Here is a 21,666-nt window from a genome sequence, read left to right on the forward strand (position 1 = left end):
TTTTCAGCTCCGGTCCCTGAATCCTTGTGGTTCAGGGACCGGAGCTTTTTTGCGTTCGGTGACCGCTGTGCAGATGTGCGTATCTGCTCACCTCCGCAGCTACAGCAATGCCCCGCACCACATGGTGCGGGGCATTCTGCGTTCATGAGGCATCCTGCCTCGCGCTGTAACGCTGTGGCTGTCTCTTCTACGGCTCATGGCGTTACGAGGGCGACGGGGGTGGCTATTACGATGCCGTGCCTCGTGCTGCCAGGCGCACTGTTATGGCCACCCACTCGGACTATTACCCGGTCACGGCAGGGCTGCCCTGTCACGAACCCAGACGGCTGTGCGGACGTGGCCGCCTCCCGCCCAGTCCGGCAGCCACGGCTTCTTACAGCCGGCCGGAGGCCTTGAGGGAGAGGTATGCGTCGGCCAGGTCGGGGGCGAGGCGAGCCGGCGTGGAGTCGATGACCGTGACGCCGTGGCGGCGCAGGCGGTCCGCGGTACGGAGGCGGGCCGCACGTGTCTGCTCGGCCGCGGCCGCTGCGTACACGGCCTGAGGCGTGTGGCGGGCGGCGGCCATGTCCTCGATACGGGGGTCCGCCACCGCGGCGACGATGACCTCGTTGCGCTGGGTGAGGCCGGGGAGGACGGGCAGCAGCCCCTCCTCGACCGGGGCCGTGTCCAGGCCGGTGAAGAGGACGATCAGGGAACGGCGCGGCGCGCCGCGGCGGATGGCGGCGGCCAGGCCGTGGGCGTCCGCCTCGACGAGTTCGGGTTCGAGGGGCGCGAGGGCATCGGTCAGAGCGGGCAGGAGGTCGCCCGCCGCGCGCCCCTGAACGGAGGCCCGCACCCGGCGGTCGAAGGCGAGCAGGTCGACGCGGTCACCGGCGCGGGAAGCCAGCGCGGCGAGCAGCAGAGCGGCGTCCATGGAGGCGTCCAGGCGTGGTGTGTCACCGACCCGGCCGGCCGATGTGCGGCCGGTTTCCAGGGCCAGGAGGATGCGCCGGTCGCGTTCCGGGCGCCAGGTGCGTACGGCCACGGTCTGACGGCGGGCGGTGGCGCGCCAGTCGATGGAGCGGGTGTCGTCGCCGGGGGTGTAGTCGCGGAGGCTGTCGAATTCGGTGCCTTCGCCGCGGGTGAGGATGCTGGTGCGGCCGTCGAGTTCGCGCAGCCGGGCCAGTTTTCCGGGCAGGTGCTTGCGGCTGGTGAAGGGGGGCAGGGCGCGGAGGGCCCACGGGATGTGGTGGCTGCCCTGGCGGGCCGCGAGGCCGAGGGGGCCGTAGGAGCGGACCGTGACGCGGACGGCGTGGTGGTCGCCGCGCCGGGTGGGGTGGAGCGTCGTCGTGATGCGGCGGCGCTCGGAACCGGGGATGTGGACGCGGTGCCGGGATGCCGGGACTTCGGTGCCGGGGGAGAACGAGCTGGGGGGCCAGGCGTCGCGGAGCTGTGCGCGCAGCGGGCGGCGGTCCGGGTTGGTGACGGCCAGGTGCGTATGGGCTTCCTGGCCGAGTCGAACGGATGTGTCACCGGTTCGGGTGAACTGGAGCTTCCGCACTGGCGCTGCGAGGGCCAGGTCGCACAAAATTGCTAGCAGCAGGCCGAGTTGGACGGTGAGGATGCCGGCCCAGCCGGGCAGGAGGAGGCCGACGAAGAGGGCTCCGAGGGCGGAGATGAGGGCGGTGCGTCCGGTCAGGGCCACGGCTCGGTCTCAGGTCTCAGCGGGGGACGGGAAGGTGGGCGAGGACGGAGTTGATGACGGAGTCGGCGGTGACTCCTTCCATCTCGGCCTCCGGGCGGAGCTGGACGCGGTGCCGGAGCGTGGGCAGGGCCAGGGCTTTGACGTCGTCGGGGATGACGTAGTCGCGGCCGGTGAGCCAGGCCCAGGCCCGGGAGGTGGAGAGCAGGGCGGTGGCGCCTCGGGGTGAGACGCCGAGGGAGAGCGAGGGGGATTCGCGCGTGGCACGGCAGATATCGACGATGTAACCGGTGACCTCGGGGGATACGGCGGTCTTGGCCACCGCGATCCGGGCCGCTTCGAGATCGGCGGGGCCTGCGGCGGGACGCAGGCCGGCCGCGTCGAGGTCGCGCGGGCTGAAGCCCTGGGCGTGCCGGGTCAGGATGTCGACCTCGTCCTGGCGGCCGGGCAGCGGGACCGTCAGCTTCAGCAGGAATCGGTCGAGTTGGGCCTCGGGCAGCGGATAGGTGCCCTCGTACTCGACGGGGTTCTGCGTGGCGGCGACGAGGAAGGGCTCGGGGAGAGGGCGAGGCGTTCCGTCGACGGTGACCTGACGCTCCTCCATGGCTTCGAGCAGGGACGCCTGGGTCTTGGGCGGGGTGCGGTTGATCTCGTCGGCGAGCAGCAGGTTGGTGAAGACCGGGCCGGGCTGGAAGGAGAACTCCGAGCTGCGGGAGTCGTAGACGAGGGATCCGGTGACGTCGCTCGGCATCAGATCGGGGGTGAACTGAACGCGCTTGGTGTCGAGTTCCAGGGTCGCCGAGAGCGCGCGGACGAGCAGGGTCTTGGCGACGCCGGGTACGCCTTCGAGCAGGACGTGCCCGCGGCAGAGCAGCGCGACGACCAGGCCGGTGACGGCCGGGTCCTGGCCTACGACGGCCTTGGCGATTTCGGTGCGTACGGCCTCCAGTGAGGCTCGGGCGCTGTCAGCTGTCGGGGTGCTCACGGGGGGCGTGCCTCTCTGGGGACAGGATCGAACGTTCCAGGTTGTCGAGCTGGTCGGCCAGGGCGACCAGGCCCTTGTCGTCGGCGGGCGCGGGCCCGAACAACAGGGATTGCAGGGCGGTGCCGGTCTCCGTGCCCGCCGGCAGCCGCGCGGCGACCGAGGGGAGCAGGATGCCGGGGGTGTGGGCGTGCGTGGGAGGCACGCCGGTGAGGGGTGCGAGCCGGGCGCGGGTCGCGGCTCGCAGGACGTCGGCGGCCCGGTCGCGGGCGCCTGCCTGCTGGTAGAGGCGGGCGTGCCCCTCGGTCGTCTCGGCGGCGGGGACGGTCACCGGGAGCCGTTCGGGGACGAGCGGTCCGAGCCGGCGGGCCCGCCAGAGGCCCGCGAGTGCGGCGGCGATGAGGAGTTGGAGCAGCGCCCAGTGCCAGCCGGAGGGAATGAGGTCGAAGAAGCTGCGCCGGCCGTCCTGCGCGGACGAGGGGTCGCTGACGGAAGGGAGGTACCAGACCAGATGCTTGTGCGAACCGAGCAGTTGCAGGGCGAGCGAGGCGTTGCCGTGTTCGGCGAGGCGGTGGTTGTAGAGGATGCCCGGAGCGCCGAGGAGGACGGTGTCGCCGCCGGCCGTGGAAGGCAGGCGCAGCAGGGTGGCCTTGCCGTCGCTGGGGTAGCAGCGGTCGGCGGTGCGGACGGACGTCGAGTAGCGCAGGCCGCCGAGTTCGGCGTCGCCTGCGGACCGGGCGGCGGGCAGCGCACAGGCCGGGGACAGCGGCTCCACTTCGGTGGGTGTCCCGGCCTCGGTCCCGGGCGCGAAGCGGTCCAGGGCGGCCTGGCCGGGGGAGAGCAGGACGGTGCGTCCCGCCGAGCGGCTGGTTGCCCGGTGGAGGGTGTCCAGCTGGCGGCGGGTCAGCAGTTCGGGGCCGGCGACCAGCACGGTGGTGTCCGGGCCGGCCGCAGCGGCGGCCTCCTCCGTGGTGGACACGACGCGGGTGTCGACGCCGCGGTCGGCGAGGAGCGCGGCGACCGCGCCGCTGCCGTAGCGGTCGACCGACCGGGGGTCGAGGCGCCCGTGCTGGTCCCCGGACCGCAGGAGCGCGAGACCGACGCCGCCCAGGACGAGGACGAGGAGCGCGGCGAGCAGCCCCCGCGAGCGGGTCCACAGGCGGCGGGTGGCCGGCGCGAGCGAAGTGGTGCCGGTCGTGGTGGCGCTCATGTGCCGCTCCCGTGGGGGGCGGCGGCCAGCTGGGGCTTGCTGTGCCGCAGGTCGGCGTCGAGGCTGCTCAGAGCGGCGTACTCCTGCGCGTTGCCTGGGCGGCCTCCGTACGTGACGTCGTCGAATGTACGGGCGGCGGAGGACAGGCGCTGGGAGTGGGCGGGCAGGGCCCGGCCCGCCTCCGACGCGGCCTCGTCGGCGGTACGGCCCGGGCCCGGGGTGAGCAGCGCGCGTTCCTCCAGGGCGAGGACGATGGCCCGCATCCGTTCCTGGACGGCCTCGGTCCAGCGGCTGTCGGCCGCGTGCCGCTCGGCGGCGGCACGGTGTTCCGCGGCCGTACGGGGCCGGTCCTCGAAGAGCGTGCCGCCCCCGGTGGTGGGGGTGCGGCGCAGGGCGCCCAGCCGGAGCCGGAGGGCGACGGCGAGGAGCAGGACGACGAGGACGATGGCGAGGAGCCCGGCCCAGCCGCCCGGTGTGGCTCCGGCAGCGGCACCGAAGAGATCACCGATGCGGTCCCAGAACCAGTCCAGGGCGCGCTGGAGCAGGTTCGGGTCGTTCTGGTGGTACCGCGGATCGGCGAGTTCGCGTTCGGCCGCCTCACGGGCGGGCCCACGCGGGAAGTTCACCGGTCCGTCATCGCCGGAGCCCGGCATCAGACGCGCGAGCACGGCAGTCCTCCCCGCCCCCGTCACCGCATCAGCTTCCCGGCGTGCTGTCGGCCGGGCCCTGGCCGGTGCCGTCGGGCCCGGGGCTGTGCGGCCCGGGAGCCTGCGGGCCAGGGGTCTGCGGTCCGGGAGCCTGCGGGCCGGGCCCCTGCGGTCCGGCCGTGTCCGCGCCGTATCCGGGCAGGCCGGCGGCGCGGGCGAGTTCGAGGTCGAGCGCCTCGCGGCGGATCCGCTGGTCCATGTAGAGGAGCGCCGTGACGCCCGCGCTGATGGGGTAGGTGACCGCGGAGGTGATCACGGTGCCGACGGCCAGCACGATCAGGAACGTCCAGCTGGTGCCGCCGTCACCGTTGGCCCAGGCCGTGAAGTTCTCGCCGCCGAGCAGGACGGCGACGATGGTGGCCGGCACCTGGACGATCATCTGCACGACGGCGATCAGTACGTACGTGAGGAGCTGGACGCCCAGGACCCGCCACCACGCACCGCGCACCAGCTTGGCGGAGCGCCGCATGGAGGCGATGACGCCCTGCTTCTCCAGCATCAGTGCCGGGGCGGCGAGGCTGAAGCGGACCCACAGCCAGACGCCGACGACGGCCGCGCCCACTCCGCCGAGCAGAGCGAGCAGTGCGCCGGGGGCGGCCGGGCCGACGGCCGCGACGACGATGCCGGGCACCAGGCCCACGCCGATGACGACCGTGACGATGAGGGGCAGCAGGAGCAGCAGGCCGACCAGTCGCGGCAGCCGGCCCCGGGCGTCCCGCCAGGCTTCGCCGGCGGTCACCGAGCGCCCCAGGACGGCCCGGCTGACGACGATGGTCAGCAGCGCGGTGACGATGATCGTGCTCAGCAGCCCGATCAGCGAGGTGATGGCACTGCTCGCGAGAGTGCTGCCGACGGCGTCCATCGCTTCGCTCAGGGTGGCGTCGGGGTTGTTCTCCAACGCGGACAGGTCGTCGGCGCTGCGGAACCAGAGTCCGGTGACGATCGTGTTCGCGGTCTGGGCGATGACCGCCACGACGAGGGAGATCCCGAGGACGGTGCGCCAGTGGGCGCGCATGGTGGACACCGCGCCGTCGAGGATCTCGCCGACGCCGAGCGGGCGGAGCGGGATCACACCCGGCTTGGCCGCGGGCGGCGGTGCCCAGGGGGCGCTCCAGCCCGGCTGTCCGCCCCATCCCTGCCGGCCTCCCCGGCCGGGCTGCTGTCCGCCCCAGGCGCCTTGGCCGCCGGGGCCGCCCTGCGGGCCGGGTCCGCCAGGTCCGCCGCGGCCGGAGCCGCCGGCGGGCGCGGACCACTGTCCGGCGGGAGGCTGCTCCTTGGACCACTGCGGAGGGACCGTGGAGTCGCCGGAGGGAGCGGCGTCGGCCGGGTCCGCGGAGTCCGCCGGGCCTGCCGCGCCGGCGGAACCGGCAGGAGCGTTCGAGCCGGTGGGTCCCGCGGCGTCGGGCCGGTCCTGCGGTGCGCGGTCCGGCTCGTCGGAAGGGGAGGATCCGGGCGAGGCCCAGCCCGGAGAGTTGTTCATCGTCGCTCCTTCATGCTTCCGGCCCGTTCGAATGGCCGGGTTCCGGCGTCCGCAGTGCCTGTCATCGTGTCATGGCACACGGGTCCGCGTCCCCGGACCCTTGTCCGGAGGAGCGCCCTTGCACGAGAGAGCCCTTCTGCTCCGCCCGTTGTCGGCGGCAGACTGGGCGGATGGCCGATCGCTACGAGAAGTCCGAGGCGGGCGCCGACGCTCCCGTGGTTCCGTCACTGCGTTGGGAGGAGCTTCCCGAGGGGCCCGTACTGGTTCTCCTCGATCAGACGCGGCTGCCGTCCGAAGAAGTCGAACTGGTGTGTACGGATGTTCCGGCGCTGGTGCAGGCGATCCGGACGCTGGCTGTACGCGGCGCTCCGCTGCTGGGCATCGCCGGGGCGTACGGAGTCGCCCTGGCCGCCGCACGGGGATTCGACGTGGCCGACGCGGCCGACACCCTGGCGTACGCCCGCCCGACGGCGGTCAACCTCGAGTACGGCGTCCGGAGGGCCGCAGGCGCGTACCGCGACGCGGTCGGGAGTGGGGCGGACCGTGAGCGGGCCGCCGCCGCGGCGCTGGCCGAGGCACGGGCCGTCCACGAGGAGGACGCCGAAGCCAGCTACCGGATGGCCGAGCACGGACTGGCGCTGCTGGGCGAGCTGGCGCCCGGCGGGGGGCACCGCATACTCACCCACTGCAACACCGGCGCACTGGTGTCCGGCGGCGAGGGCACCGCCCTGGCGGTGGCGCTGGCGGCGCACCGGGCCGGTGAGCTGCGGCGGCTGTGGGTCGACGAGACGCGGCCGCTGCTGCAGGGCGCGCGGCTGACCGCGTACGAGGCGGCGCGTACGGGCATGACGTACACGGTGCTCGCGGACGGGGCGGCCGGGTCGCTCTTCGCGGCGGGGGAGGTGGACGCAGTGCTGATAGGCGCGGACCGGATCACGGCGGACGGTTCGGTCGCCAACAAGGTGGGCAGCTACCCGCTGGCCGTACTGGCCCGGTATCACCACGTGCCGTTCGTGGTGGTGGCGCCGACCAGCACGGTGGACCTGGACACGGCGGACGGCGCGCTCATCGAGGTGGAGCAGCGGCCCGGACACGAGGTGACGGAAATCGCGGTGCCGTTCGTACCCGGCGCCGGGACGGAGGCCGGCACCGGGGTGCCGGTGGCTCCGCTGGGCGCGCTGGCCTACAACCCCGCCTTCGACGTGACGCCGGCCGAGCTGGTGACGGCCATCGTCACCGAGGCCGGAGTGGTCTCACCGGTCACTCCGGACGGCCTCGCGGAGCTGTGTTCCACATCACGATTGGGTAAGTCACGATCAGGTAATGGGATGATGGCCGAATGAAGGGACGCGTCCTGGTCGTCGACGACGACACCGCACTGGCAGAGATGCTTGGCATCGTGCTGCGCGGCGAAGGCTTTGAACCGTCGTTCGTCTCGGACGGGGACAAGGCGCTCGCCGCCTTCCGGGAGACCAAGCCGGACCTCGTGCTGCTCGATCTCATGCTGCCCGGGAGGGACGGCATAGAGGTGTGCCGGCTCATCCGTGCCGAGTCCGGTGTGCCGATCGTCATGCTGACCGCGAAGAGTGACACGGTCGACGTGGTGGTCGGCCTGGAGTCGGGGGCGGACGACTACATCGTCAAGCCGTTCAAGCCCAAGGAACTGGTGGCCCGTATCCGGGCGCGGCTGCGCCGCTCCGAGGAGCCGGCGCCCGAGCAGCTGGCCATCGGTGACCTGGTCATCGACGTGGCCGGGCATTCGGTCAAGCGCAGCGGTCAGTCGATAGCGCTGACGCCGCTGGAGTTCGACCTGCTGGTGGCGCTGGCGCGCAAGCCGTGGCAGGTGTTCACGCGTGAGGTGCTGCTCGAGCAGGTCTGGGGCTACCGGCACGCCGCCGACACCCGGCTGGTCAACGTTCACGTACAGCGGCTGCGCTCCAAGGTCGAGAAGGACCCGGAGCGCCCGGAGATCGTGGTGACCGTGCGCGGTGTCGGCTATAAGGCCGGACCCAGCTGATATGTCCCGGGACGGTTCGGCCCCGGAGGACGAGCGGGGACGGACCGTCCGCCCGGCGGGTGAAATGTCTCTTTTCGGGCGGATGTTTGGCGGCCGGTCGGCGAAGCGGTCTGCCGAGCGGCCGGACGGACGGCCGTCCGACAGGCGGCTGACCGGACAGGACGGCACGCAAGACCGCATGCAGCGCGGCACGCAAGACCGCGCGCAGGGCGGCGCACAGGACCGTGCGCAGGGCGGCGCACAGGACCGTGCGCAGGGCGGCGCACAGGACCGTGCGCAGGGTGGCTCACGGGACCGTGTACGGGACGCTGTGTCCGAAGGTGTCGGTCAGGTCGGGAAGGCCACGCGCGCGGACGGCCGTGACGGCGGCGCGCGGGGCACCGAGCGGCTCGGTGGCGAAACGGCGCGGTCCGCTGCCCGCCCCGGACGGGCCGAGCGGCCGGGAGACCGGTTCCGGGGGATGCCCGCTCGTCTGCTGCCCGACGGGGCCACAGCCGGCCCCGTCCACCCGATGCTGCGGCTCTTCGGCCGCTGGATACGCCGTCCGCTGCTGCCCGCGCTGCGCCTGTGGCGCCGGAACATCCAGCTCCGCGTGGTCGCCACGACCCTGCTGATGTCGCTGGGCGTGGTGCTGTTGCTCGGCGTCGTGGTCATCGGACAGGTCCGCAACGGGCTGCTGGAGGCCAAGCGGCAGGCGGCGCAGAGCCAGGCGGCCGGCGGGTTCGCGGTGGCCCAGAAGCTGGCCGACGGCACCACCGACAGCCGCAGCGACGACCCCGTACGCTCCGGCAGCCGTGGCGCACAGGACTCGGCGACCTGGCTGACCAGCCTGGTCGAACAGCTCGCCAGTGGCGGCCAAGGCGTCTTCTCCGTGGTGGCGCTCAGCTCCGGATCGGCCGTCGAAGAGCCGTTCGGGGACAGCAACCCGGACACCCGCGGTCCGCGCGCCTCCGGGGACGTCGACCCCGAGCGCAGCGTGCCCGCGGAGATGCGCCGGATGCTGGACACCAAGACCGGTACTTTCCGCCAGTCCACGCAGATCAAACGCGTCGGGTCGGAAGAGGGCGAGCCGGCGATCATCATCGGCAAGCGGCTCAACGACGTCAACAGCAACCCGTACCAGCTCTACTACCTCTTCCCGTTCAGCCAGGAGGAGAAGTCGCTGAGCCTGGTGAAGGGAACCCTGGCGACGGCCGGGGTGTTCGTGGTCGTGCTGCTCGGCGCCATCGCCTGGCTCGTGGTGCGGCAGGTCGTCACGCCCGTACGCATGGCGGCGGGCATCTCCGAACGGCTGGCCGCCGGGCTCCTCCAGGAACGGATGAAGGTCACCGGCGAGGACGACATCGCCCGCCTTGGCGAGTCCTTCAACAAGATGGCGCAGAACCTTCAGGTCAAGATCCAGCAGCTGGAGGAGCTGTCCCGGATGCAGCGGCGGTTCGTCTCCGACGTGTCGCACGAGCTGCGCACCCCGCTGACGACCGTACGGATGGCCGCCGACGTCATCCACGACGCGCGCGAGGACTTCGATCCGGTGACGGCGCGCTCCGCGGAACTGCTGCGCGGGCAGCTCGACCGCTTCGAGTCGCTGCTCGCCGAGCTGCTGGAGATCAGCCGCTTCGACGCGGGCGCGGCCGCCCTGGAGGCCGAGCCCGTCGACCTGCGGAACGTGGTGCACCGGGTCATCGAGGGCGCCGAGCCGCTCGCCGAGCGCAAGGGCAGCCGGATCGTCGTACGCGGCGCCGAGCAGCCGGTGATCGCGGAGGCGGACGCCCGCCGGGTGGAGCGGGTGCTGCGCAACCTCGTCGTCAACGCGGTGGAGCACGGTGAGGGCCGGGACGTCGTCGTGCGGCTGGCCGCGGCCGGCGGCAGGAACGGCGGCGCGGTCGCCGTCGCCGTACGCGACTACGGCGTCGGTCTGAAGCCCGGCGAGGCGGCCCGCGTGTTCAACCGCTTCTGGCGCGCGGATCCGGCACGGGCCCGTACGACCGGCGGTACGGGCCTGGGCCTGTCGATCGCGGTCGAGGACGCGCGGCTGCACGGTGGCTGGCTGCAGGCGTGGGGCGAGCCGGGCGGCGGGTCGCAGTTCCGGCTGACACTGCCGCGTACGGCCGGGGAGGCCCTGCGCGGCTCGCCGATACCGCTCGAACCGGAAGACTCCCGGCGCAACCGGGAGGCGGCCGGCTCGGCGCTGCCGCGTGGCGCGGCGGCGGTGCGGAAGGCAGCCGCCATCCCGGCGCAGCAGCGGCTGGCGGAACCGTGGCCGCTTGAGCCGTACGCCCCGGCCCGTACCTCCGCTCCGGCCGGTACCTCCGCTCCGGCTCGTACTCCCGGGCAGCGGTCGCAGGAGGGGCGTACGGAGGTGGCGCGGACGGATGGCCGTACGGGCAGCGGTGCGGGTGGCTCTGGAGCGGCGGGCGACGGCGCGGGCCGGAACGGTGAGACCGGCGGAGGCACGCGCGGAAACGCCGTAAGCGGGAATGCCGTAAACGGAAACGGCGTAAGCGGAAGCGGCGTAAGCGGGAACGGTGCACGCGGGAACGGCGTAGTCGGCGGGGCGGCGCGCGGGCACGACGGCGCGCCGGGTGACGGGGACGGGCGCGGACCGAACCGGAAGGACGGGGACAGCGAGGGCGCGGAGCGGGAGGACGAGGTTCGTGGGCGCTGAGACGGGTGCGAGGGCGGAAGCTGCCGTCGCGGGCACGGGGTCCGGCGCTGAAACGCGTACCGCGGGGCGCGAGGAGAGGTGCGCCGGAGTGGTGAGCGCCGAGGCGCGCGCCGGTGGTGGTGCGCGGGTGCGTCCGAAGGCGCGGGGCAGGGCCGTCCGTACGGGTGCGGTGCTCGGATGCGGCGCGTTGCTGCTGGCCGGGTGCGCGTCGATGCCGGACAGCGGGGACATGCAGTCGGTCGACCAGTCGCCGCGGGCCGAAGCCGACTCGCAGGTGCGGGTCTACGGTGTGCCGCCGCAGGACGGGGCGCAGCCCACGGAGATCGTCAGCGGCTTCCTCGACGCGACGACGAGCGACGAGGTGGACTTCAGTACGGCCGTGCAGTATCTGGCCAGTTCGGCGAGGAAGACGTGGCGGCCGTTCTCGGCGACGAAGGTGCTCCAGCAGCGCCCGAAGGCCGACCCGGTGGGCCAGGCCAACCGCGAGGACCCGAACGGCTACACGGTCACGCTGTCCGGCAGCCAGGTCGCCACCGTCGACCGCAACCACGCCTACACGCCGGAGGAGAAGGCGTACCAGCAGACCGTCCACCTGACCAAGGAGGACGGGCAGTGGCGCATCGACCGGCTGCCCAACGGGCTGGTGCTCGGACAGTCCGACTTCCAGCGCATCTACCGGTCCGTCAACAAGTACTACTTCGCGGACTACAAGTCGGAGGCACAGTCGGCCAAGTCGGGCGGGAACGTGCTCGTCGCCGACCCCGTCTACCTGCGGCAGCGGATAGACCCGGTCACCGCGAGCGTGACCGCGCTGCTGGAGGGGCCCACGAACTGGCTGAACCAGGTCACCGGCTCCGCGTTCCCGACGGGCACCGTGCTCAAGAGCAGCGGCCTGTCCCTCGACGACTCCAACGCGCTGCGGGTGAAGCTGAGCAAGCGGGCGGCCGCCGCCGGACCGGGGCAGTGCCGGCGGATGGCGGCCCAGCTGTTCTTCACCGTCCAGGACATCACCCGGGCGTCGAAGATCAGCGAGGTGGAGTTGCAGGACGAGGGCGGCAACCGGTTGTGCGTGCTGTCCCAGGACCGGGCCAACAGCGACTTCGCGCCACGCAAGCACATCGGGCAGCCCGCCCAGGAGTACTTCATCGACGCTGACCAGAAGGTGGTCAGCATGCCGGACACGACCACCGAGCCGCGGCCGGTCCCGGGACCGTTCGGATCCGGCAAGACCCCGCTGAGCTCGATCGCGATCTCGCGCGGCGAGGACACCGCGGCGGGCGTCTCGGCCGACGGGCGGTCGCTGTACGTGGCACCGCTGGAGTACGGCACCGAACGCGGGCCGGAACTGCTGCACAGCACGGCGAAGAACGGATTCTCCGCCCCCAGTTGGGACGGCCTGGGCGACCTGTGGATAGCGGACCGCAGCGACAAGGGCTCGCGGCTGCTGCGCCTGCGCGGGGGCAAGGGCACGCCGGACGTGGTGACGGTGCCCGGCCTCGGCGACCGGCGGATCAAGTCGATCAAGGTGGCGTCCGACGGCATCCGGATCGCGGTGCTGGTCGAGGACAAGGGACGTACGACGCTGCAGCTCGGCCGGGTCGAACGCGGCGGCACGGCACAGCATCCGGTGCTGTCGGTGGAGGAACTGCGTCCGATCGCGCCCCAGCTGGAGGACGTGGTGGCGGCGTCCTGGGCGGGCGGCAGCCGGCTCGTGGTCGTCGGCCGGCAGTCCGGCGGGGTGCAGCAGATGCAGTACATGGAGACGGACGGCTCGGCGTCGAGCGCGCAGACGCTGCCCGGAGTCAACGGGGTCAAGGCGGTGACGGCTTCGGAGGACGAGACCAGGCCGCTGATCGCGGACGGGGCCGAGGGCATAGTGCGGCTGCCACAGGACGCGAACTGGAAGACGGTGGCCAAGGACGGGAAGGCGCCGGTCTATCCGGGGTAGTGCGGGCGCTGCGGTTGCTGTTGCCGTTGCGGCTGCGGGTGCCGCCCGGTTTTGCTGCTGTGGTCGCCGTTGCTGAGGGGCCGGGGCAGGGCTGTAGCTGGTTCCGGCGTACCCCGGCGGTGTGCGGTCGGGGTGGGGCGCGGAGGCTTTTTCAACCCGTCACCCGGGTTATCCACAGGGGGTGGTGCCCCGCCCGGCCCCGCGGGACAGTAGATCCATGCGGGGCGTATGGCGGGAAATCACCGGTCTGGTACTACCGGTGGACTGCGCCGGATGCGGCCGTCCACGTACGGAACTGTGCGAGGACTGCCACAAAGCGTTGATCCGGGGGGCGAGGGGGAGTGGGGGTGGGGGCGGGGGCGGGGGAGGCCCCCGGGGCCCCCGGAGAGTGCGGCCGCGCCCTGTCCCGCCCGGTTTGCCGCCCGCCTTTGCCGCAGCTCCGTACGCCGATGAGGTGCGGGCGGTGCTCCTCGCGCACAAGGAGCGGGGTGCGCTGCGGCTGGCCGGGCCGCTGGGGCAGGCGCTGGCGGGAGCGGTGCGTGGGTTGTGGGCGCGGGGTGGTCCGCTGTGTTCTTACGGCGGTTCTCGCGGCGGCCCTGGCGTGAGTCCTGGGGTGGGCCCTCCGCGAGCGCTTCAGGGCGGGGCGCGCTCTGCCGGGGCGGTATCCGCCGAGGTCGGCTGCTTGCGGCAGGTCGGCGGTGTGTCTCGCCTCGGTGGTTTCGTGGGGCCTGCGGCCGGGTGCGTGTGCTCGTCCGGGCAGGGGGAGCGGGCGGGTGGGCGTACGGATCTTGGGGGTGATGGCTCGTGTTCCGGAGACGTGTTCAGCTGTCCCGGTGCTGTGCGGTACCGAGTGGAGTGCACGCGTCCCGCCGGTGACGGCGCGCCTGGTCTTGTCGGCTCCGAAGGGGCCGGAAACTTCACCGCTACCACCGGCCTTACCGCTACCCCCACCGGCCTTACCGCTACCCCCACCGGCCTTACCGTTACCCCCACCGGCCTCACCGCCTCCGTCGGCCTCATCGTCTCCGCCAACTCCTCTCCCTCTTCCGATCCGAGTACCCCCTTCAGGGCCACTACACCTGCCGACTTCCGGACTCCCACCCTCACCACCCCCACCACCCCTCTCCTCCTCGTCCCCGTCCCCTCGGCTCGGCGGGCGGTGGCTGGGCGGGGGCATGATCCGGTACGGCGGATCGCTCTGGCGGCGGCGCGGGACCTTCGGCGGGAGGGGGTGCCCGTTCGGGTACTCCCTGTGCTGCGGCAGCGGCGTACGGTGGCTGATCAGGCGGGCCTCAGTGCCCGCCGGCGCGCGGCCAACGTCTCCGGGGCCCTGACAGTCGTTCCCGGGGCCGTAAGGCTGCTGACGGCGGCCCCGGTGGTGCTGGTGGACGATCTGATGACCACCGGGGCTTCGCTGGCGGAGGCGGCGCGGGCGGTGCGGGCCGCCGGGGGGAAGGTGGTGGGCGCGGGTGTGGTGGCGGCGGCGCGGAGTGCTTTCGAAATCAACTGGAACTGACCGCGAAAATTCGTCGTTGCAGGTAGCAAGGGCGAAAAAGCACCCAAACGGAGCTAGTGCCAGCCAGGGGGTGCCGTCACCCGTCCGAGAGAGCTATGTTCGGTTGTGAGGACTTGGCTGACGCTTTGCCTCGAATGCCGGGATAGGTGCGTTTATGGGTCTTTGCAGGGACCCTGAAATGATGGGAGTGGGGACCCTGCCGACGGGGGAGGAGGAGGTGAAAGTCGCCAAGTCCGAGGCTTCGGCACTCACCGGAGCCTGGTGCAAGAAGGAATCGCTCCGCGCGTCGAGCGGAGCGATCCGGGAACGGAGTTCTGCGTGGACATCGTCGTCAAGGGCCGCAAGACCGAGGTGCCCGAGCGGTTCCGCAAGCACGTGGCCGAGAAGCTGAAGCTGGAGAAGGTCCAGAAGCTCGACGGCAAGGTGATCAGCCTGGACGTCGAGGTGTCCAAGGAGCCCAACCCCCGGCAGGCCGACCGTTCCGACCGGGTGGAGATCACCCTCCGCTCCCGGGGCCCGGTGGTACGGGCCGAGGCGGCCGCCGCCGACCCCTACGCCGCGCTCGACCTGGCCACGGCCAAGCTGGAAGCGCGGCTGCGCAAGCAGCACGACAAGCGCCACTCGCGGCGCGGCAACGGGCGCATCCCGGCGAGTGACGTCGCGGTGAACGTCCCGGACGCGGCGAAGCTGGACGAGACCGGTCAGCTCACCGTGGACGGCGCGCCGCAGGAACAGGTGCCGACGACGAAGATGGGTTCGCTGGAGGTCCAGGGTGAAGGGCCCCTGATCGTCCGCGAGAAGACCCACTCCGCGGCGCCGATGACCCTCAACCAGGCGCTCTACGAGATGGAGTTGGTCGGACACGACTTCTACCTCTTCGTCGACGCCGAGACCAAGCAGCCGAGTGTCGTCTACCGGCGGCACGCCTACGACTACGGCGTCATCCACCTGAACCCCGACTCGTTCGGGGGAGAGGAGCCCGGTGGCGCCGGTGGGGCGCTCGGCGGCTGACGACCGCTGAAGTGGTGCCCCCGGCGCATGCCGGGGGCACCATTGCGCCTGCGGGGGGCAGGAGTTGAGGCCGTATAGTGTTTGTGCCAGCCAGGGAGCTTGTGAGCGCGAAATGGCGACATGCCGGGGAGACGGTTGTATGGCGTTGTTCGGGCTGGCCGCAGCGGGCTGTAGTCAACCAGCCTTATATCGAAACTCTGGTCTTCACCGGCCGGGTAGTTGACGGGGAGGAACGATGGGGGACAGCTTCGGGCCCGTGCACGGCGGAGCGGACGACGACGGAGACGGCGTCGGAGACGGTTCCGGCACGGACGCGGGCATGTCACGCAAGGAGCCGATCCGGGTCCTGGTCGTCGACGACCACGCGCTCTTCCGCAGGGGCTTGGAGATCGTGCTCGCCCACGAAGAGGACATCCAGGTCGTCGGCGAGGCCGGGGACGGCGCGGAGGCGGTGGACAAGGCGGCCGACCTGCTGCCCGACATCGTGCTGATGGACGTACGGATGCCCCGGCGCGGCGGTATCGAGGCGTGCACCTCCATCAAGGAGGTGGCTCCCAGCGCGAAGATCATCATGTTGACGATCAGCGACGAAGAGGCGGACCTCTACGACGCGATCAAGGCCGGGGCCACCGGTTACCTCCTCAAGGAGATCTCCACGGACGAGGTGGCGACGGCGATCCGGGCGGTGGCGGACGGCCAGTCGCAGATCAGCCCCTCCATGGCGTCCAAGCTGCTGACCGAGTTCAAGTCGATGATCCAGCGTACGGACGAGCGCCGGCTGGTGCCGGCGCCCCGGCTCACCGACCGCGAGCTGGAGGTCCTCAAGCTGGTCGCGACCGGTATGAACAACCGCGACATCGCCAAGGAACTGTTCATCTCCGAGAACACCGTCAAGAACCATGTCCGGAACATCCTGGAGAAGCTGCAGCTGCACTCCCGGATGGAGGCCGTGGTGTACGCGATGCGGGAGAAGATCCTGGAGATCCGCTGACCGGCCGCCGAGCGATCCGGCGAACGGCTCGGTGACCGGCACGCGGAGCGATCCGGCGGACGGCCCGCTGACCGGCCCGCTGACCGGCCCGCGGAGCGATCCGGCGCACGGCCCGGCGAACAGCGCGGTGACCGGCCGCTCGAACGGCCCCCCGAGTCATTCCGGTGAACGGTCCGGCTGACCGCCCGCCGAGCGGCCCTCACCCCACCCTCGTCCCCGCCCTCACCTCCGCAACCAGCTCCGCCCTCAGCGCCGCGTCATCGCAGCGTTCGATGCGTACGGAGTCGCAGCCGACCCACTGCGCGGCCTCCGCCAGCGCCTGGGCCATCGGCCGTACGGCCTTGGCGTCGCGCATCGACACCTGGCGGGCGACGAGCGTGCCGCCCTCGCGGGCCGGGTCCACCCGTCCGGCGAGCCGGCCGCCGGTCAGCAGGGGCATCGCGAAATAGCCGTGTATCCGCTTGGGGCGCGGGACGTACGCCTCCAGGCGGTGCGTGAAGTCGAAGATGCGGGCCGTACGCGGGCGGTCCCAGACGAGGGAGTCGAAGGGCGAGAGCAGGGTCGTACGGTGCCGGCCGCGTGGCGCTTCGGCGAGGGCGGCGGGGTCCGCCCAGGCGGGCCTGCCCCAGCCCTCGACCTCGACCGGGACCAGGCCCGACGCTTCGACGACGGCGTCCACCTGGTCGTTCTTGAGGCGGTGGTAGTCGGCGAGGTCCGCGCGGGTGGCCACGCCCAGCGCGGCACCGGCCTGGGCGACCAGGCGCCGTATGCACTCCTCGTCGCTCAGGTCGTCGTGCAGCAGGTGGTCCGGGACGGCGCGCTCGGCGAGGTCGTACACCCGCTTCCAGCCGCGGCGCTCCGTGCACACCACCTCGCCGGTGTCCAGCAGCCACTCCACCGCGATCTTCGTCTCGGACCAGTCCCACCACTCGCCGCCCTTGCGGCCGCCGCCCAGGTCGGAGGTGGTCAGCGGGCCGTCGGCCTTCAGCCGGTCGAGCACGGCGGCGCAGGAGCCCTCGCGGTCCTCCATCAGATGCCAGCGATGCCCCTTCGCGCGCATCGCCCGGCGCCGGAAGGCGAAGTGCGGCCACTCCTCGACGGGCAGGATGCAGGCGGCGTGCGACCAGTACTCGAAGCTGTGCCCGCCCGACCAGTAGGCGGACTCGACGGCGGGGCGGCCGACGGCACCGAGCCGGGCGTACGGGATCAGCTCGTGGGAGCGGGCCAGCACCGAGATCGTGTCGAGCTGCACCGCGCCCAGCCGCCGCAGGACGCCCCGCACGCCCGCGCGGCGGTCCGGCGCGCCGAGGAAGCCCTGGGCCCGCAGCGCCGCGCGCCGGGCGTCGTCGGCGGACAGGACGGTCACGGGCTTCGGCATCACGGCCTTCGGCTTCACGGGCTTCGCACGCTTCGCAGCTGTCATGAGGCACAGCGTAGGAGTGACCACTGACAACGCCGGTGACAGCCCCGGCGGGCCGCTCCGCCCGGACCGGCGCGCCGCCCCGCCGCGAACTCGTCAGCCGGCGAACGGGAGATGAGGGGTCTCGGAGGCCAGGCCCAGGTCGGCGGGGAGCAGCGAGCCGACCCAGGCGTCCCGCCGGACGCCGCGGTGCGCGATCTTGGCGCGCAGCGTGCCCTCCATCCGGAAGCCGGCCTTGAGGGCCACCCCGCGCGATCCGGCGTTGCCGACTTCCGCGAGCCACTCCAGCCGCTCGACCCCGAGGCCGGTGAAGGCCCAGCGGGCGACCTCGCGTACGGCCTCGGAGGTCCAGCCCTTGCCGCGCTGTTCCTTCGCCGCCCAGTAGCCGATCTCGGCCTGCCGCTCCTTGGCCTGGAGTGCCATGCCGAACAGGCTCACCGCGCCGGTCAGCGTGCCGTCGGTCTTGGTGGTCACCGCGAAGCGGTACTGGGAGTCCGTGTGCCATTCCCGTCGGCTCCGGGCGATGTAATCGTGCGCCTGTGTCATTTCGAACGGGGCCGGTACGGATGTCCAGAGCGGTATGGCGGGGTCCTGGCAGGCGGCGTGCACCGCCGGGGCGTCGGCTGGTTCGAAGGGGCGCAGGAGGAGACGCTCGGTGGTCAGCGTGACGGGTTCCATAGAGGGAGTGTGCGGAGGGGGGAGGGCCGGGGCGAGCAGTTTTCCCGGACTCGGCCGGGAGTTTTCCCGGCCCGGGTACGGAGCGCCCTCGTCCGCCCCCGGGGGGGGGAGGGCCCGTCCGCGTGCCCCCCGTACCCCCGCCCCCTCGGAGCCGCTTCCCGCCCCGTTCCGGCACCTTCTCGTGGTCTCGCGCGTTCTCGTAGGGAAAGGTGTGCACCGGGGAGCGGTGTGCTTCGCGGCGGTGGACCTCCCGGCCGGATGGGGTCCTCCTTTACGATGGCCGTTGCGGCGGGGCCTGTCCCTTGGAAAAATGCCGCGCCCGCGCACCCTCCCCCTGCCTGCGGCGGGGGGTACCCCCAGCGCCAGGCCCGACCGGCAAGGAGACCAGCCCAAGTGTCCGTCTTCAACAAGCTCATGCGTGCAGGCGAAGGAAAGATCCTGCGCAAACTGCACCGCATCGCGGGCCAGGTCAACTCCATCGAGGAGGACTTCGCGGCCCTCTCCGACGCCGAGCTGCGGGCGCTCACCGATGAGTACAAGGAGCGGTTCGCGGACGGCGAAACGCTGGACGACCTGATGCCCGAGGCGTTCGCGACCGTCCGTGAGGCCGCCAAGCGTGTGCTCGGCCAGCGCCCCTACGACGTCCAGCTGATGGGCGGCGCGGCCCTCCACATGGGGTACGTCGCCGAGATGAAGACCGGTGAGGGCAAGACCCTGGTCGGTACCCTCCCGGCGTATCTGAACGCGCTGTCCGGCAAGGGCGTCCACCTGATCACGGTCAACGACTACCTGGCCGAGCGCGACTCCGAGATGATGGGCCGGGTCCACAAGTTCCTGGGCCTTTCGATCGGTTGCATCCTCGCCAACATGACGCCCGCCGAGCGTCGCGAACAGTACAACTGCGACATCACGTACGGAACGAACAACGAGTTCGGTTTCGACTATCTGCGCGACAACATGGCCTGGTCGAAGGACGAGCTGGTCCAGCGCGGCCACAACTTCGCGATCGTCGACGAGGTCGACTCGATCCTGGTCGACGAGGCCCGTACACCGCTGATCATCTCGGGCCCGGCGGACTCGGCCACGAAGTGGTACGGCGACTTCGCGAAGTTGGTCAAGCGCCTGAAGAAGGGCGAGCCCGCCAACCCGCAGCGCGGCATCGAGGAGACCGGCGACTACGACGTCGACGAGAAGAAGCGCACGGTCGGCATCCACGAGTCCGGTGTCGGCAAGGTCGAGGACTGGCTGGGCATCGACAACCTGTACGAGTCGGTGAACACGCCGCTGGTCGGTTACCTGAACAACGCGATCAAGGCCAAGGAGCTGTTCAAGCTCGACAAGGACTACGTCGTCATCGACGGCGAGGTCATGATCGTCGACGAGCACACCGGCCGTATCCTCGCCGGCCGCCGCTACAACGAGGGCATGCACCAGGCGATCGAGGCGAAGGAAGGAGTGGAGATCAAGGACGAGAACCAGACGCTCGCCACGATCACCCTCCAGAACTTCTTCCGCCTCTACGGCAAGCTCTCCGGCATGACCGGTACGGCCATGACCGAGGCCGCCGAGTTCCACCAGATCTACAAGCTGGGCGTCGTCCCGATCCCGACGAACCGCCCGATGGTCCGCAAGGACCAGGCCGACCTGATCTACCGCACCGAGGTCGCCAAGTTCGCCGCGGTCGTCGAGGACATCGTCGAGAAGCACGAGAAGGGCCAGCCGATCCTGGTCGGCACGACCTCCGTGGAGAAGTCCGAGTACCTCTCCCAGCAGCTGGACAAGCGCGGCGTCCGCCACGAGGTGCTCAACGCCAAGCAGCACGACCGTGAGGCGTCGATCATCTCCGAGGCCGGCCGCAAGGGCTCCGTCACGGTCGCCACGAACATGGCCGGCCGCGGTACGGACATCAAGCTGGGCGGCAACCCGGACGACCTCGCCGAGACCGACCTGCGCAACCAGGGTCTGGACCCGGTCGAGCACGTCGAGGAGTGGGCGGCCGCGCTGCCCGCCGCCCTGGAGAAGGCCGAGGCCGCGGTCCAGGCGGAGTTCGAGGAGGTCAAGGACCTCGGCGGGCTGTACGTCCTCGGCACCGAGCGGCACGAGTCGCGCCGTATCGACAACCAGCTGCGCGGCCGCTCCGGCCGGCAGGGCGACCCCGGCGAGTCCCGCTTCTACCTCTCCCTCGGCGACGACCTGATGCGCCTGTTCAAGGCCCAGATGGTCGAGCGGGTCATGGCGATGGCCAACGTCCCCGACGACGTGCCGATCGAGAACAAGATGGTGACGCGCGCCATCGCGTCCGCGCAGTCGCAGGTCGAGCAGCAGAACTTCGAGACCCGTAAGAACGTCCTGAAGTACGACGAGGTCCTCAACCGCCAGCGCGAGGTCATCTACGGCGAGCGCCGCCGCGTCCTGGAGGGCGAGGACCTCCAGGACCAGATCAAGCACTTCATGGAAGACACCATCGACGCCTACATCCAGGCGGAGACGGTCGAGGGCTTCGCCGAGGAGTGGGACCTGGACCGCCTGTGGGGCGCGTTCAAGCAGCTCTACCCGGTCAAGGTGACGGTCGAGGAGCTGGAGGAGGAGGCCGGTGACCGCGCCGGCATCACCTCCGACTTCATCGCGGAGGCCGTCAAGGAGGACATCCACCAGCAGTACGCGGCCCGTGAGGAGCAGCTCGGCTCCGACATCATGCGCGAGCTGGAGCGCCGCGTGGTGCTGTCCGTCCTGGACCGCAAGTGGCGCGAGCACCTCTACGAGATGGACTACCTCCAGGAGGGCATCGGCCTGCGGGCGATGGCCCAGAAGGACCCGCTGGTCGAGTACCAGCGCGAGGGCTTCGACATGTTCACCGCCATGATGGAGGGCATCAAGGAGGAGTCCGTCGGCTACCTGTTCAACCTGGAGGTCCAGGTCGAGCAGCAGGTCGAGGAGGTCCCGGTGGCGGACGCCGAGGAGAAGACCTCGCTGGACAAGGACGCCCAGGACGCCGTGCCCGCCGGGGCCGGGCGGCCGGAGATCCACGCGAAGGGCCTGGAGGCGCCGCAGCGCCCGGACCGGCTGCACTTCTCCGCTCCGACGGTGGACGGCGAGGGCGGTGTCGTCGAGGGCGACTTCGCCAGCGACGACGCGGCCCCGGCCCGTTCGGAGTCGGACGGCCTGACGCGCGCGGAGCGCCGCAAGGCGCAGAAGAGCGGCGGGCGCCGCCGCAAGAAGTGACGTACGGCGAGAAGTGACGTACGCGAGAAATGGCGTACGGCGAGAAGTGACACACGGCGCTCGACGGCGCGTGTGAGGCCGGGGCGCCGCAGCGGGAAGCTGCGGCGCCCCGGCTCTTTTCGTACGGGGGCGCCGGGG

At 71.7% G+C, this 21,666-nt stretch carries 14 protein-coding genes and 1 pseudogene; 8 read left to right on the forward strand and 7 right to left on the reverse strand.

The genetic code is table 11. The features are described from left to right. Nucleotides 1-373: 373 nt before the first annotated feature. The 5 genes from A6A06_RS11210 to A6A06_RS11230 are packed head-to-tail and all read right to left on the reverse strand — an operon-like array spanning nt 374 to nt 6,060. Nucleotides 374-1,684 carry a DUF58 domain-containing protein gene (locus tag A6A06_RS11210; RefSeq protein WP_073761080.1) on the reverse strand — a complete coding sequence of 437 codons (1,311 nt, stop codon included), beginning with the start codon at nt 1,682-1,684 and terminating at the stop codon, nt 374-376. 16 nt (nt 1,685-1,700) lie between these two features. After that, nucleotides 1,701-2,666, reverse strand: coding sequence for an AAA family ATPase (locus tag A6A06_RS11215; protein WP_073761081.1), 966 nt, complete (start codon nt 2,664-2,666; stop codon nt 1,701-1,703). Beyond that, on the reverse strand, nt 2,647-3,873 hold the full coding sequence (locus tag A6A06_RS11220) for a DUF4350 domain-containing protein (RefSeq protein WP_073761082.1): 1,227 nt from the start codon (nt 3,871-3,873) through the stop codon (nt 2,647-2,649). Before A6A06_RS11220 ends, A6A06_RS11215 begins: the two co-directional genes overlap by 20 nt. Further along, on the reverse strand, nt 3,870-4,526 hold the full coding sequence (locus A6A06_RS11225) for a DUF4129 domain-containing protein (protein ID WP_073761109.1): 657 nt from the start codon (nt 4,524-4,526) through the stop codon (nt 3,870-3,872). The genes A6A06_RS11220 and A6A06_RS11225 overlap by 4 nt, the downstream gene beginning before the upstream one ends. Nucleotides 4,527-4,569: 43 nt before the next feature. Continuing rightward, nucleotides 4,570-6,060, reverse strand: a complete 1,491-nt coding sequence (locus A6A06_RS11230; RefSeq protein ID WP_073761083.1) for a DUF7544 domain-containing protein — start codon at nt 6,058-6,060, stop codon at nt 4,570-4,572. A 170-nt stretch (nt 6,061-6,230) separates the two neighbouring features. On the opposite strand from A6A06_RS11230, the gene mtnA reads away from it, so the two are divergent. The 7 genes and pseudogenes from mtnA (at nt 6,231) to A6A06_RS11275 (ending at nt 16,208) form a co-directional block, all read left to right on the forward strand. Beyond that, nucleotides 6,231-7,403: an S-methyl-5-thioribose-1-phosphate isomerase gene (gene mtnA, locus A6A06_RS11235; protein WP_073761084.1), complete on the forward strand. Its 1,173-nt coding sequence runs from the start codon at nt 6,231-6,233 to the stop codon at nt 7,401-7,403. Then, complete coding sequence (mtrA, locus tag A6A06_RS11240; protein ID WP_030017937.1) at nt 7,400-8,077, forward strand: two-component system response regulator MtrA; 678 nt, start codon at nt 7,400-7,402, stop codon at nt 8,075-8,077. Before mtnA ends, mtrA begins: the two co-directional genes overlap by 4 nt. A 460-nt stretch (nt 8,078-8,537) precedes the next feature. Then, the gene (mtrB, locus tag A6A06_RS11245) at nt 8,538-10,742 is read left to right on the forward strand and encodes an MtrAB system histidine kinase MtrB (RefSeq protein ID WP_073761110.1); all 2,205 of its coding nucleotides are present in this window, start codon (nt 8,538-8,540) and stop codon (nt 10,740-10,742) included. Nucleotides 10,743-10,833: 91 nt separating this feature from the next. After that, nucleotides 10,834-12,690 (forward strand): LpqB family beta-propeller domain-containing protein, encoded by a 1,857-nt coding sequence (locus tag A6A06_RS11250; protein ID WP_079193952.1) that lies wholly within the window; start codon nt 10,834-10,836, stop codon nt 12,688-12,690. A 1,120-nt stretch (nt 12,691-13,810) separates the two neighbouring features. Further along, a pseudogene (locus A6A06_RS11260) lies at nt 13,811-14,206 on the forward strand (ComF family protein); the annotation flags it as partial. A gap of 318 nt (nt 14,207-14,524) precedes the next feature. After that, nucleotides 14,525-15,217 carry a ribosome hibernation-promoting factor, HPF/YfiA family gene (gene hpf / locus A6A06_RS11270; protein ID WP_073761086.1) on the forward strand — a complete coding sequence of 231 codons (693 nt, stop codon included), beginning with the start codon at nt 14,525-14,527 and terminating at the stop codon, nt 15,215-15,217. A 235-nt stretch (nt 15,218-15,452) separates the two neighbouring features. After that, nucleotides 15,453-16,208, forward strand: a complete 756-nt coding sequence (locus A6A06_RS11275) for a response regulator (protein WP_073761087.1) — start codon at nt 15,453-15,455, stop codon at nt 16,206-16,208. 199 nt (nt 16,209-16,407) lie between these two features. Here the strand turns inward: A6A06_RS11275 and A6A06_RS11280 are convergent, their stop codons facing one another. Further along, complete coding sequence (locus A6A06_RS11280) at nt 16,408-17,631, reverse strand: winged helix-turn-helix domain-containing protein (RefSeq protein ID WP_443333731.1); 1,224 nt, start codon at nt 17,629-17,631, stop codon at nt 16,408-16,410. A gap of 93 nt (nt 17,632-17,724) precedes the next feature. After that, nucleotides 17,725-18,306: a GNAT family N-acetyltransferase gene (locus tag A6A06_RS11285; RefSeq protein ID WP_073761088.1), complete on the reverse strand. Its 582-nt coding sequence runs from the start codon at nt 18,304-18,306 to the stop codon at nt 17,725-17,727. Between the two features lie 393 nt (nt 18,307-18,699). Between A6A06_RS11285 and secA the strand changes: the two genes are divergently transcribed. Beyond that, the gene (secA, locus tag A6A06_RS11290; protein WP_073761089.1) at nt 18,700-21,528 is read left to right on the forward strand and encodes a preprotein translocase subunit SecA; all 2,829 of its coding nucleotides are present in this window, start codon (nt 18,700-18,702) and stop codon (nt 21,526-21,528) included. Nucleotides 21,529-21,666 lie beyond the last annotated feature (138 nt).

The organism is Streptomyces sp. CB02923 (genome assembly GCF_001905005.1).
Lineage (GTDB): Bacteria > Actinomycetota > Actinomycetes > Streptomycetales > Streptomycetaceae > Streptomyces.

Bases quoted from the DNA above. Each gene is read 5' to 3' on its own strand.
- A6A06_RS11220 (WP_073761082.1), bottom strand. From the start codon at position 3,873: ATGAGCGCCACCACGACCGGCACCACTTCGCTCGCGCCGGCCACCCGC.
- A6A06_RS11225 (WP_073761109.1), bottom strand. From the start codon at position 4,526: ATGCCGGGCTCCGGCGATGACGGACCGGTGAACTTCCCGCGTGGGCCC.
- A6A06_RS11230 (WP_073761083.1), bottom strand. From the start codon at position 6,060: ATGAACAACTCTCCGGGCTGGGCCTCGCCCGGATCCTCCCCTTCCGAC.
- mtnA (WP_073761084.1), top strand. From the start codon at position 6,231: ATGGCCGATCGCTACGAGAAGTCCGAGGCGGGCGCCGACGCTCCCGTG.
- mtrA (WP_030017937.1), top strand. From the start codon at position 7,400: ATGAAGGGACGCGTCCTGGTCGTCGACGACGACACCGCACTGGCAGAG.
- mtrB (WP_073761110.1), top strand. From the start codon at position 8,538: ATGCCCGCTCGTCTGCTGCCCGACGGGGCCACAGCCGGCCCCGTCCAC.
- A6A06_RS11275 (WP_073761087.1), top strand. From the start codon at position 15,453: ATGGGGGACAGCTTCGGGCCCGTGCACGGCGGAGCGGACGACGACGGA.
- A6A06_RS11280 (WP_443333731.1), bottom strand. From the start codon at position 17,631: ATGACAGCTGCGAAGCGTGCGAAGCCCGTGAAGCCGAAGGCCGTGATG.
- A6A06_RS11285 (WP_073761088.1), bottom strand. From the start codon at position 18,306: ATGGAACCCGTCACGCTGACCACCGAGCGTCTCCTCCTGCGCCCCTTC.